At 72.5% G+C, this 12,062-nt stretch carries 9 protein-coding genes; 5 read left to right on the forward strand and 4 right to left on the reverse strand.

The window, feature by feature from the left end:
- Positions 1-65: 65 nt before the first annotated feature.
- A complete protein-coding gene (locus AC07AL_RS02315) occupies positions 66-1,343 on the reverse strand; it encodes an extracellular solute-binding protein (RefSeq protein ID WP_063350123.1) in 1,278 nt (425 codons plus the stop codon).
- A gap of 309 nt (positions 1,344-1,652) precedes the next feature.
- Here AC07AL_RS02315 and AC07AL_RS02320 point away from each other — a divergent pair, with 309 nt between their 5' ends.
- Entirely contained in the window at positions 1,653-2,246 is a 594-nt protein-coding gene (locus AC07AL_RS02320; protein WP_371521043.1) for a GNAT family N-acetyltransferase, read from the forward strand.
- Here the strand turns inward: AC07AL_RS02320 and AC07AL_RS02325 are convergent.
- Positions 2,239-3,303: an aldose epimerase family protein gene (locus AC07AL_RS02325; protein WP_371521041.1), complete on the reverse strand. Its 1,065-nt coding sequence runs from the start codon at positions 3,301-3,303 to the stop codon at positions 2,239-2,241. The genes AC07AL_RS02320 and AC07AL_RS02325 overlap by 8 nt on opposite strands.
- Before the next feature lie 181 nt (positions 3,304-3,484).
- Entirely contained in the window at positions 3,485-6,496 is a 3,012-nt protein-coding gene (locus AC07AL_RS02330) for an ATP-binding protein (protein ID WP_363585887.1), read from the reverse strand.
- Positions 6,497-6,819: 323 nt separating this feature from the next.
- On the opposite strand from AC07AL_RS02330, the gene AC07AL_RS02335 reads away from it, so the two are divergent.
- From AC07AL_RS02335 to AC07AL_RS02345, 3 genes are all read left to right on the forward strand, one after another.
- Positions 6,820-7,767 (forward strand): terpene synthase family protein, encoded by a 948-nt coding sequence (locus AC07AL_RS02335; RefSeq protein ID WP_363631502.1) that lies wholly within the window; start codon positions 6,820-6,822, stop codon positions 7,765-7,767.
- Between the two features lie 269 nt (positions 7,768-8,036).
- Complete coding sequence (exaC, locus tag AC07AL_RS02340; protein ID WP_363585886.1) at positions 8,037-9,560, forward strand: acetaldehyde dehydrogenase ExaC; 1,524 nt, start codon at positions 8,037-8,039, stop codon at positions 9,558-9,560.
- Between the two features lie 248 nt (positions 9,561-9,808).
- Positions 9,809-10,132, forward strand: a complete 324-nt coding sequence (locus tag AC07AL_RS02345; RefSeq protein WP_363377241.1) for a nuclear transport factor 2 family protein — start codon at positions 9,809-9,811, stop codon at positions 10,130-10,132.
- A gap of 22 nt (positions 10,133-10,154) precedes the next feature.
- On the opposite strand, the gene AC07AL_RS02350 is transcribed toward AC07AL_RS02345, so the two are convergent.
- Complete coding sequence (locus AC07AL_RS02350; RefSeq protein ID WP_478316526.1) at positions 10,155-11,378, reverse strand: serine hydrolase domain-containing protein; 1,224 nt, start codon at positions 11,376-11,378, stop codon at positions 10,155-10,157.
- Positions 11,379-11,535: 157 nt separating this feature from the next.
- On the opposite strand from AC07AL_RS02350, the gene AC07AL_RS02355 reads away from it, so the two are divergent.
- Positions 11,536-12,045: an NUDIX hydrolase gene (locus tag AC07AL_RS02355; RefSeq protein WP_400805248.1), complete on the forward strand. Its 510-nt coding sequence runs from the start codon at positions 11,536-11,538 to the stop codon at positions 12,043-12,045.
- The last annotated feature ends 17 nt before the right edge of the window (positions 12,046-12,062 follow it).

Raw genomic sequence — 12,062 nt, forward strand, 5'->3', positions numbered from 1 at the left:
GGCCGCCGGGCCCGCCGGGTGGCCGCCGCCGCGAGAGCGGCGGCGGCCCGGACGGCCGACGGCGACTACTTGGCGAAGCCCGGCAGCAGCTTGGCGTAGTCGGTGGCGACGGTGTTCAGCGCGTCCTGGGTGCCGGTGCCCTGGACGGCCTTGCCCAGGTTGGTGCCGAGCGAGGAGAACAGCGAGCTGTACTCGGGCAGTTCGGGGCGCGGCTTGGCGCTGCCGAGGACGGCCTGGAAGCCGGCGATGCCGGGGTCGGCCTTGACGTCGGCGGTGAAGGCGTCGGAGCGGGTCGGCAGGGTGGAGTTCTTCTGCGCGATGAACGCCTGGCTCTCCGCCGAGGTCATGAAGGCGGCGAACTTCTCGGCGGCGGCCTTGTGGGCCTGGTCGGCACCGGCGTAGACGGAGATGTTGTGCCCGCCGGTGGGCGCACCGGACTTGCCGCTGGAGCCCGCCGGGACGGGCGCGATGCCGAGGTTGTTCTTGTCGGCGAACGCGGCGCCCTTGTAGATGTTGGTGATCTCCCACGGGCCCTGGACGATGGCCGCGACCTTGCCGTTGTTGAAGGCGTCCATCATGTGCGCGTAGGCGTCGGTGGTCACGTCGGCCTTGGCCATGCCGGGCGCGGTGAACATCGTCTTGTAGGTCTCGATGGCCTTGACGGCCTCCGGCGAGGTGACGGTGATCTTCTTGCCGGCGGCGTCGACGGTGTCGGTGCCCTCGCCGAACAGGAACGGCATCGCGTAGTAGCCGTCCGCGGCCTTCAGCCAGAAGCCGTCGACACCGGCCTTGTCCTTGAGCGCGGCGGCGTCGGTCTTCAGCTCGTCCCAGGTCTTGGGGGCGTCGGTGATGCCGGCCTTGGCGAACAGCTCCTTGTTGTAGAGCAGGCCCAGGGTGTCGGTGACCAGCGGCACGCCGTACAGCTTGCCGTCGAACTTGGCCTGCTGGATCAGGCTGGGCTGGAAGGCGGAGGTGTCGGCGACGGCCGGGGTGCCGTCGAGCGGCTCCAGGTAGCCGGCCTTGGCGAAGGCGGCGGTCCAGCCGACCTCGGAGCGGAACACGTCCGGAGCGCCCTTGGCCCCCATGGCGGTCTGGAGCTTGTTCTGCGCCTGGTCGAACGGGACGTTGACGAAGTCGACCTTGACGTTCGGGTTGGCGGCCTCGAACTTCTTGACCAGCTCCTGGTAGTTCGGCGCCTCGTTGGTGGCGTTCGAGGTGTCCCAGTAGGTGAGGGTGACCGGCCCGTCGGCCTTGCCGTTTGAGCTGGAGCCGCTGCTGCCACAGGCAGCCATCGAGACCGCGAGGGCCACAACGAGGGCAGAGGCCGCGATGCCACGCCGCATGAGAACTCCTTGGGAGGGTGGGGGTGCCCGAGATCTTCGGAGACAGGCGCATAATGGCTGCCTCGTGCCGACTGCACCGTTGCTGCCGTCGGGCTCGGAAGGAAGTTAACAGCGGTGCAATAGCGACGGAAAGTCCTTGCAGCAAGTTTCTGCAAGAAACGGCGATCGTTACGCCCACGTGTCCTGGACGTAGCCGCACGGTAGTTGACAGTGCGACCAAATGTCCGGCTTCGCCCGCTTCGATCCGGTACCGGATGGCCGAGAGCACCACCATCCCTGGCCGAAAACCGCTTGCAGCAGACTGAACGCATGCGTATCAGAGCCGCCATGAGGGACGAACTACCGCTGCTGTGCGAACTGGAGCGGGCCGCCGGGGCCCCCTTCGCCGCGATCGGCATGCCGGAGATCGCCGACGACGAACCACCGGCCCCGCACGAGCTGGCCCACTACCTGGACGCGGGCGTCGCCCTGGTCGCCGTCCCCGACGCGACCGACCTGCCCCACGTGACCGACCTGCCCCAGCAGCCCGGTCCCGGTCCGATCGCCGGCTACCTGCTCGCCGAGCCGGTGGACGGCGCCCTGCACATCGAACAGGTGTCGGTCCACCCCGACCACGCCCGCCGGGGCATCGGCCGGGCGCTGATCGAACACCTCGCGGCCGGCACCGACGCCCCCGCGCTCACCCTCACCACTTTCGCCGACGTCCCCTGGAACGCCCCCTACTACGCCCGCTGCGGCTTCCGCCCGCTCGCCGACCACGAGCTCACCCCGGGCCTGCGGGAGATCCGCCGCAAGGAGGCCGAGCACGGTCTCGACCGCTGGCCCCGGCTCTGCATGCGCCGGGACCTCGCACGGGACCCCCAGCGGGACCTCACCCCGGACGCGCCCGGAGCGCTCAGCTGACGCCCAGCCGCAGCACGGTGGTCGAGCGGAACTCCTCCCCCGGCCGCAGCACGGTGCTCGGGAACGCCGGGTGGTTCGGGGAGTCCGGGAAGTGCTGGGTCTCCAGCGCGATCCCGGCGAACGGCCCGTACGGGACGCCGCTCGCGCCGGTGACCGCCCCCTGGAACTTGTTGGCCGTGTAGACCTGGACGCCCGGCTCGGTGGTCAGCACCTCCAGGGTGCGCCCGCTGACCGGGTCCTCCAGCAGCGCCGCCCGGGCCGGGCCGCCGTCGGCCGGCCGGGCCCTGAGCACCCAGTTGTGGTCGTAGCCGCCGGGCCCGGCCAGCTGCGGGTGGTCGTCGTGCACCGACTTGCCGATCGGCGTGGCCACCGTGAAGTCGAACGGCGTGCCGACCACCGGTTCGGTCCGCCCGTACGGGATCTGCCGCTCGTCGGCCGGGGTGTAGGCGTCGGCGTCGAGGGTGAGCAGGTGGCCGAGGACGTCGCCGTTCCCTTCACCCGCAAGGTTGAAGTACGCGTGGTTGGTCAGGTTGACCACGGTCGGCTTGCTGGTGGCGGCGCGGTAGGCGATCACCAGCTCGCCGGCCGGGTCCAGGGTGTAGGAGACGGTGACGTCCAGCGCACCGGGGAAGCCCTGGTCGCCGTCCGGGCTGTGCAGCCGCAGCCGCACCCCGCCCTCGATCCCGTCGGCCTCCCAGATCCGCTGCGCGAAGCCGTCCGGCCCGCCGTGGATGGTGATGCCGCCGCCGGTCGGGGCGAGCGGGTGCTCCTCGCCGTCGATGGTGATCCTGGAGCCGTCGATCCGGTTGGCGTACCGGCCGACCACGGTGCCGTAGTGCCGGGCCGGGCCGAGGATCTGCGTCAGCTGGTCGGTGGAGAGCAGCAGTTGGGCGGGGCGCCCGGCGCGGTCCGGCCCGGTGAGGGTGTGCAGGGTGGCGCCGAGGGTGAGCACGCTCGCCTCGTACGGGCCGGCGGAGAGCGTCCAACGCTCGATCGCGGCGCCCGCGCCCGAGGGGTCGAGGGGTTCGTGCCGCACGCTGGTGGCCTCGCTCGCCATGGCCTGCTCCTCACTGGCGGTCGCGGGGTGCCGTGACCGCCCCGGTTCCGGGTCCGTCCAGGGGGTCGCCACGGCGACCCCACGTCTGCGTCAGCCTAGCGACGGCGACCGCCCCGGGAGCGCTCCCGTGCCTCCGCGCGCCGCCCGGGCGCCCGCCGCCCGCGCGCCCGGGCCGCCACGGCTACTCCTCCTCGGGCTCCGCCCCCGGCCGGGTGGCCCCGCGCGGCTGCGTCGGCAGCCCGAGGGCGGAGGCCAGGCCGTCCGGCCCGCTGCCCGCCTTGCGGTAGACCGCGGCCAGTCGACGGTTGACCAGGCTGAGGTGCACGCCGAGCTCGTCGGCGATGCGCTGCGGCGGCACGCCCTGCACCGCGAGGTTGGCGACCTCCCACTCGGGCTGGCTGAGCGTCTCCCGGAAGTCGCGCAGCCCCAGCCGGTTGGGCCGCAGGCCGTAGTTGGCCAGCTCCCGCCGCGCCTGGTCGACCAGCCCCTCGGCCGAGCAGTGCTGGGCCAGTTCGATGCCCTGGTACAGGTACTCCTGCGCGTCCTCCAGCCGCCCGACCCGGCGCAGCGCGGCGCCGAGGTCGACCAGCGCGACGGCGTGCTCGTACCCGGCCGGCGACTGGCCGAGGTACATCACGGCCTGCTCCAGCAGCTCGACCGCCTGCTGGCCGTCCTCGATCTGGGCGTTCAGCCGCAGCGCGGTGCCGATCGCCGAGGCGGTGCCGAAGGTGCGGGCGTCCTGGACGGCCTTGTGGGCGTACTCGCGGGCCCGGTCGGGCTCGTCGGCCGCGATCGCGATGGCGAGGTGGCCGGCCCAGGGCGCCCAGACGGTGTTGTGCCAGCCGCGGGCCTCCAGTTGGGCGCCGGCCTCGGTGAGTGCGGCGGCCGCCCCGGCGTAGCGCTTCTTGGCGATCAGCAGCTTGCCGTACAGCGAGGGCGCGTCGGGCAGCACCATCGCGGTCGCGTGGTACGGCGGGTGGAAGCCGAACTTGACGGCGAGTTCCCAGGCCTCCTCGGTCCGGCCGCGGGCGAGCAGGGTGTCCACCAGGACGCCGACGGCGTCCCAGGCGAGCGGCAGCTTGGGGCCGATCCGCTCGGACAGTCGCAGCGCGCGGCGCAGGAAGTCCTCGGCCTCGGCGAGCAGGCCGCGGCGGAAGCGGGCGAGGCCCATCAGGAAGTACGCGAAGCCCCGGTGGGCACCGCTCCACCCGGCGACCTCGAACTGGATGATGGCGTCCGCGAACAGCCGCTCGGCCTGGGCGATGCGGTCGTTGTAGGTGTAGGTGAGGCCGAGCATGGAGGGCAGTTCGAAGCCCCAGGTGCTGTTGGTCCAGCCGAGTCCCTTGGGCAGTCGGCCTGCGTCGAGGACCGAGTCGGCGTAGGTCAGAGCCTCGGCGGAGGGGGCGCCGCGCAGGGTGAGGTCCCAGGCGCGCATCGCGAGGACGGCCCGGTCGGCGGCGTCGCGGGTGCTGAGGCCGTCGCACATGAGGCCGAGCCGGGTGGAGCGGCCGGGCCCGTCGTCCTCGGACTTGCGGAAGGCGTGCCACATGAACGAGGCGGCCTGGAGCCGGAGTCGGCCGGCCGGGTCGGCGGTCTGCTCGGCCTCGTCCTGGCAGACCACCGCGGCCTGGCGCAGTTCGCCGCTGTGTGCGAGCACCTCGGAGAGCCGGAAGGTGGCGTCGACCCGCAGTTCGGGGCGCAGCGGCCCCTCGTCGGGGTCGAGGGCGAGCTTGAGCTGGTTGACGGTGGCGACGGGGTCGGTGAGCAGCGCGGAGCAGCCCAGTTCGTACAGCACCTCGGCGCGGATGTCGTCGGCCGGGGGTTCGTTGAGGGCTCGGTGCAGGCAGCGCTGGGCGGCTTCGGGGGCGCCGATCAGCAGGTGTTCGACGGCGGCCCGGCGCAGTTTGCGGACGGTCTTGTCGTCGCCCTCGCCGGAGAAGGTCTCGACGAGGTGGCGGGAGGCGGCGAGCAGGCCGAGTCCGGCGTTCTCGATCTCGGCGGCGGCGACGCCGTGCATGCCGGTGCGGGTGGCCTCCGGCATGGTGTTGTAGATCGAGCTGCCGATCAGCGGGTGGACGAACTCCAGGTTGCCGTTGGGGGTCTGGGTGAGCACGCGCTGCTTGCGCAGCTGCTTGATGGCGTCGCGGGCGCCCTCGGTGGTCTGGGCGCAGATCCGGGTGGCGAGGTCGACCCGGATGTCGGTGCCGAGCATCGCGCAGGCCCAGGCGAAGCGCAGGGTGCCGGAGCCGAGCCGGTCGATCCAGCTCTTGAGGGTCATTCCGGTGGCGTCGACGGCGAGTTCGCGCAGTTGTTGGGAGTTCTCCTCGACCGGTTCGAGGTCCTGGTCGCGGACCTGGTCGAGCAGGGCGACGGCTTCGAAGGGGTTGCCGTTGACGACGTTCCAGAACTCGTAGCAGAAGGCGTCCTCGGCCTTGTCGCCGAGTTCGGCGCGGATCATGTCGGTGACGGAGACCAGCGAGAGCCGGTTGAGCTCGTGCTTGCTGGTGGCGAGGCCGAGGACGGCCTTGCGGTGCTGCTGGATCTCGGTCGGCCAGTCGTTCTCGTCCTCGCGGAAGGCGAAGACGAGCAGGACGGGCAGTTCGCGGGAGCGGACGGCGAACTGGGTGAGCCAGGAGAGCGACTCGTGGTCGCCCCAGTGCAGGTCGTCGACGATCATGACCAGCGGGGCCCGGCGCGGCGCGAGTTGGGTGAGGACGTAGTCGAGGCCGTCGCGCACGCCCTGGGGGTCGAGGCGGCGGGCGCCGGCCTTGGGCCGCTTGAGGCCCATGGCCGGTCCGACGACCTCCTCCCAGGTGCCCATGACCTGGCGGAACTCGTCGGGCTCCAGGCTGGTGAGGAGGGGTTGGAGGAGCTGGCGCAGCACGTGGTAGGGCTCGTTGAACTGGCGTTCGCCGCCGCGGGCGAACAACACGGTGGCGCGGTCGCGGAGTTTGGCGACCCGTCGGACCTCGTGCAGCAGGCTGGTCTTGCCGATGCCGGGGCGGCCGGAGAAGGCGAGCAGTTCGCCGATCTCGGTGCCGCCGGCCGCGAATTCGCAGCAGAGTTTGTCGACGGCCGTTTCGACGGAGCGCAGTTCGGCGTCGCGGTCGCGCAGCCTGACCCTCGGCGAGGTGCTGTCGCCGTCCCGGCCGGAACCTGATCCCGTCCGAAGTTCGTTGTCCTGCTCGGTCACCGTCGTGCCTCCGCCTCGCCACTCGCGTCACAGCCCGTGTCGCTGCTCGCATCACTGCCCGTGGAGCCGAGGTTAGCGCTGCGTGGCACTCACTGTGGGGCATTCGCGCAGGCTGGGGCGGACGGTGAGGGTTCGGACGCCTTGCCAAGGGCAATTGCCCTATACCCCTAACGTCCGATCATTACATCAGATACCCTACGGCCCGCGAGGCGAAGATGATCTTTCGCTACCACCCTCTCCCCGGAAGCCTCGCCGCGTCAACTCCCCCCACACCGAGCGTTCGAACCACTAGTGCCCCCACCCTTCGCCGCACCGGGAGTCCGATGTCTGACGACACCTCACTTCAGATTCCGTTCCCGCACCGCCGCAGCCCGCACGGCCCGCAGGCCACCGCACTGCACCGTGACTGGCTGGTCCGCCACCCGCTGCTCCCCGACGTCGACCACCCCGGGTACGCCCACTGGGAGGTGGTCGACCTCGCCGCCCTCGGCTACCCCGACACCAGCCCGGACGAACTCTCCCTCGCCGCCGACCTGATGGGCTTCTACTTCCTCTTCGACGACCAGTTCGACGGCCCGCTCGGCCGCCGCCCGACGGAGGTCGCCCCCATCTGCGAGCGGCTGATCGCCGTCCTGCACGGCGCCCGCCCCGACCAGGACTCGCCGGTCGAGACCGCCTTCGCCGACCTCTGGGACCGCAGCGTGCGCGGCATGCCCGCCCGTTGGCAGGCCCGCGCCGCGTACAACTGGGAGTGGTACCTGGCCAGTCACCCCGCCGAGGCCGCCGGCCGCATCTCCACCCGGCCACCCGACCGCGACGGCTACCTGGTGCTCAGACGAGGCACCGCGGCGATGGAGACCATCTTCGACATGGTCGAACGCCTCGGCCAGTTCGAGGTCCCCGCCGCCGTCCTGCACCACCCGGTGCTGCGTCAACTGCGCCAGCTGGCCGCCGACATCCCCTCGCTCAGCAACGACGTCCGGTCGTTCCCGCTGGAGGCCCCGCGCGGCGACGTCAACAACCTGGTGATGATCGTCCAGCGCGAGCGCCGCTGCTCGGCCGAGGAGGCCTGCGCGGTGGTGCTGGAGGAGGCGCAGCTGATGGTCGAGCGCTGCCGGGACCTGCACGGCCGACTGCCGGACGTCTACCGGGAGTTGGGGCTCTCCCGGGTCGAACGGACGATCGCCCAGCGGTACGCGGACGGGCTGGTCACCTGGCTCGCCGGCTACCTGTACTGGGAGTCCCGCACCGGCCGCTACCACGCGGTCTGACACCGTCCCGACCGGAGCGCGGAGACACGGTGCGCGCCCCCGCGCGGCGGCCGGAACGCGCACCCTCCGTACGGGCCGGGCGCACGGACCGTAGCCGCGCCCCGCGCCGGGCGGCTATCGTGCTCGACGGCGGAAGCCCCGGCGGGCATCCGCCCCGAATTGCGTGTCCGCACCCTCCCGCCGGGCCGCCCCGCGCCGGGCGCGGCCCGGCGCGCCGCCCCCGCCACCCGGTCCGGGCGGCGCCCGACGTCGCGAGGAGACACCAGAGCATGACGGTCTACCAGCCCCCCGGCACGCCCGGCAGCATCGTCGCCTACCGCTCCCGGTACGAGCACTGGATCGGCGGCGGCTGGACCCCGCCGGCGCGCGGCGAGTACTTCGGCGACCCGACCCCGGTCACCGGCGAGGTGTTCACCGAAGTCGCCCGCGGCACCGCCGAGGACATCGAGGCCGCGCTGGACGCGGCCCACGCCGCCGCCCCCGGCTGGGGGCGCACCCCGCCCGCCGAGCGGGCCCAGGTGCTGCTGCGGATCGCCGACCGGATGGAGGCGAACCTGGAGCGGCTGGCCGTCGCGGAGAGCTGGGAGAACGGCAAGCCGGTGCGCGAGACGCTGGCCGCCGACCTCCCGCTCGCGGTCGACCACCTGCGCTACTTCGCGGGCGCGCTGCGCGCCCAGGAGGGCGGCCTGTCCCAGCTGGACGAGGACACCGTGGCGTACCACTTCCACGAGCCGCTGGGCGTGGTCGGCCAGATCATCCCGTGGAACTTCCCGATCCTGATGGCGGTCTGGAAGCTCGCCCCGGCGCTCGCGGCCGGCAACGCGGTGGTGCTCAAGCCCGCCGAGCAGACCCCGGCCTCGGTGCTGCTGTGGGCCGAGCTGACCGCCGACCTGCTGCCGCCCGGTGTGGTCAACATCGTCACCGGCTTCGGCGAGGAGGCCGGCGCCCCGCTGGCCTCCAGCAACCGCATCCGCAAGATCGCCTTCACCGGCGAGACCACCACCGGCCGGCTGATCGCCCGCTACGCCAGCGACAACCTGATCCCGGTCTCGCTGGAACTCGGCGGCAAGAGCCCCAACCTGTTCTTCGCGGACGTCGCCGACGCCTCGGACGCCTTCTACGACAAGGCGGTCGAGGGCTTCGCGATGTTCGCCCTCAACCAGGGCGAGGTGTGCACCTGCCCCAGCCGGGCGCTGATCCAGTCCTCGGTCTACGAGCGGCTGCTCGCCGACGGCCTGGAGCGGGTGCGCGCGATGCGCCAGGGCGACCCGCTGGACACCGAGACCCAGGTCGGCGCGCAGGCCAGCGCCGAACAGCTGAAGAAGGTCCTCTCCTACTTCGAGATCGGCCAGGCCGAGGGCGCCAAGCTGCTGGCCGGCGGCGAGCGGGCCGACCTCGGCGGCGCCCTGGCCGGCGGGTACTACGTGACGCCGACGGTGTTCGAGGGCGTCAACAGCATGCGGGTCTTCCAGGAGGAGATCTTCGGCCCGGTCGTCTCGGTCACCCGCTTCGAGGACTTCGCCGAGGCGATCAGCCTCGCCAACGACACCCAGTACGGGCTCGGCGCGGGCGTCTGGACCCGCGACCTCAACACCGCCCACCGCGCCGGGCGCGCCATCCAGGCCGGCCGGGTGTGGACCAACTGCTTCCACGCCTACCCCGCCCACGCGGCCTTCGGCGGCTACAAGAACTCCGGCATCGGCCGGGAGAACCACAAGGCACTGCTGGAGCACTACCAGCAGACCAAGAACCTGCTGGTCAGCTACTCCCCGGACGCGGTCGGCCTCTTCTAGGCCACGGCCTTCACGAAACACGGAGCGGGAGACCGGTCCCGGCCTCCCGCTCCGCCGCCACTCCCCGTGGCCGCACCGCGAACGCCCGCTGGGACGTCCACGCTGCGCAACCCTCCGTAGGGCAAAACGCCCATTTCGGGATCTAAGCACATGAATGCGCGATTTTCTCGACGCGCCGCCGACATGCCCGAACACACCCGGCGAACGCCGTAAACAGGACTCCCCGTCCCTCACCCCCGGGAGTCCCGATGACCATCTCCCCCGCCAAGCTCTCCGACCCCACCGTGCGCGCCTTCGTCGCCGCGGTCAACGCGGGCGACCGCGACGCCTTCCTGGCCACCCTCACCCCGGACGCGACCATGTCCGACGACGGCTCCGACCGCGACCTGCCCCAGTGGATCGACAAGGAGATCTTCACCGTCCGCGGCCGGATGGACGTCCAGACCGAATCGGACGGCGGCCACGCGCTGATCGCCAACTTCACCAACGACACCTGGGGCGAGATGCGCACCGCCTGGCGCTTCACCCTCACCGGCCCCAAGATCACCCGCTTCGAGACCGGCCAGGCCTGACGGCTCGGGACCGGGCCCGCCGCTACCCGGACAGCCCCAGGCACCCCCGCACCGCGCGGATCAGGTTGCGCGAGCGGATGTCGCCGGTGACACCCGGCTGCATGCCGTTGGTGACGTAGCCGAAGCCCAGCCCGAGCTCCGGGTCGGCGAAGCCCAGCGAGCCGCCCCGGCCGGGGTGGCCGAAGCTCGCCGGGGAGGCCATCGGCGCGGTCGGGCCGTGCCGCCAGAAGCCCAGGCCGAAAGTAGAGTTGACGATCAGCACCCGGTCCGGCCCGCTCACCTCGGGCCCGGCCGCGCGGGTCAGCACCCCGGACCCGAGCAGCGGCGGCAGCAGCGCGCCGGAGCCGTCCGGGCGGTCGGCGGCGCCGATCAGCGCCGCGTAGAACCGGGCCAGTGAGCGGGCGGTGCCGATGCCCCCCGCGCCGGGGATCTCGGCGGCCTGCACCGCCGGGTCGTTGAGGTCCACCCCGGGGCGCACCGAGGCGAAGGACCGCGCGGTCAGCGAGGCCGGGTCCTGGTAGGCGTCCCGGACGGACTGCTTGGGTCGCAGTCGCAGCCCGCTCGGCCCGGTCCGGGCCGCCTCCGGGGCGGGCAGGTCGACCAGCCGGCCGACCCTCGGCGCGGCCCCGGCCGGCAGCCCGATCCACAGGTCCAGCCCGAGCGGCCGGGCGATCTCCTCGGCGAAGTACTGGCCGATCGTGCGCCCGCTCACCCGCCGCACCACCTCGCCGACCAGCCAGCCGAAGGTGTACGGGTGGTAGCCGTGCGCGGTGCCCGGCTCCCAGGCGGGCGCCTGCGCGGCCACCGCGGCCACCGCGCGCTCCCAGGTCAGCACGTCCTCCAACCGCAGCGGCACGTCCAGCGCGGGCACCCCGGCCTGGTGCGACAGCAGCCAGCGCACCGGCACCCCGCCCTTGCCGGCCTGCGCGAACTCGGGCCAGTAGGAGGCCACCGGGGCGTCCAGGTCGAGCAGGCCGCGCTCGGCCAGCAGCAGCGCGGTGGCCGCGGTCAGGCCCTTGGTGACCGAGCGCAGCACCTGGGCGGTGTCCGCCGTCCAGGGCACCGCCGGCGCGGGCCGCCCGCCGACCTCGGGCCGGGCGTCACCGCCCCACAGGTCGACCACCTTGCGGCCGCGCGCGTACAGCGCGAAGGCCGCGCCCAGTTCGCCGTACTCGCGGAAGTTCCGCGCGAAGGCCTCCCGTACGGGCTCGAACCCCTCGGCCGTCTCGCCCCAGATCTCCACCACCGCGCGCCGCCCTCAGCCTGTCCGGTTCCTGCGTTCCCGCCCGCGTCGGATCGCACACGAATCACACACGAATCACATTGCGCATCACATGCGAATCGAGCTCGGATCGCACTCGAAAAGCGTTCGAAGCGGGCCCCGAAACCCTAACCTGTCCATCATGACCAACCCTGCCGAAGAACTGCTGGACGTCGTCGACGAGCACGACCGGGTGATCGGGACGGCGCTGCGCGGGGAGGTGTACCGGCAGGGGCTCACCCACCGGTGCGTCTTCATCCTGGTCCGCGACCCGGCCGGGCGGATCTTCGTCCACCGCCGCACCGGCACCAAGCTGTTCGCCCCCGGCGCGTACGACATGTTCGTCGGCGGCGTGGTCGGCTCCGGCGAGACGTACGCCGAGGCCGCCGTACGCGAGGCCGAGGAGGAGCTCGGCGTGCACGGGATCAGCCCGCGTCCGCTCTTCAAGTTCCTCTTCCGGCAGGACCGGCTCTCCTGGTGGAGCGACATGTACGAGGCCGAGTGGGACGGCCCGGTCCAGCCGCAGGAGTCCGAGGTCGCCTGGCACGCCTGGCTCACCCCCGCCGAGCTCGCCGACCGCCTCGCCCGCGACCACTTCGTCCCCGACGGCCGCGAGGCCTACCGCCGCTACCTGGACCTCCACGCCGCGTAGGCCCCGCCCCGGACGGC

The organism is Kitasatospora sp. NPDC043949 (assembly GCF_056435365.1).

Coding starts and splice junctions, on each gene's coding strand:
- AC07AL_RS02325 (WP_371521041.1), bottom strand. CDS start 3,303: ATGGCGAGCGAGGCCACCAGCGTGCGGCACGAACCCCTCGACCCCTCG.
- AC07AL_RS02355 (WP_400805248.1), top strand. CDS start 11,536: ATGACCAACCCTGCCGAAGAACTGCTGGACGTCGTCGACGAGCACGAC.
- AC07AL_RS02335 (WP_363631502.1), top strand. CDS start 6,820: ATGTCTGACGACACCTCACTTCAGATTCCGTTCCCGCACCGCCGCAGC.
- exaC (WP_363585886.1), top strand. CDS start 8,037: ATGACGGTCTACCAGCCCCCCGGCACGCCCGGCAGCATCGTCGCCTAC.
- AC07AL_RS02320 (WP_371521043.1), top strand. CDS start 1,653: ATGCGTATCAGAGCCGCCATGAGGGACGAACTACCGCTGCTGTGCGAA.
- AC07AL_RS02315 (WP_063350123.1), bottom strand. CDS start 1,343: ATGCGGCGTGGCATCGCGGCCTCTGCCCTCGTTGTGGCCCTCGCGGTC.
- AC07AL_RS02345 (WP_363377241.1), top strand. CDS start 9,809: ATGACCATCTCCCCCGCCAAGCTCTCCGACCCCACCGTGCGCGCCTTC.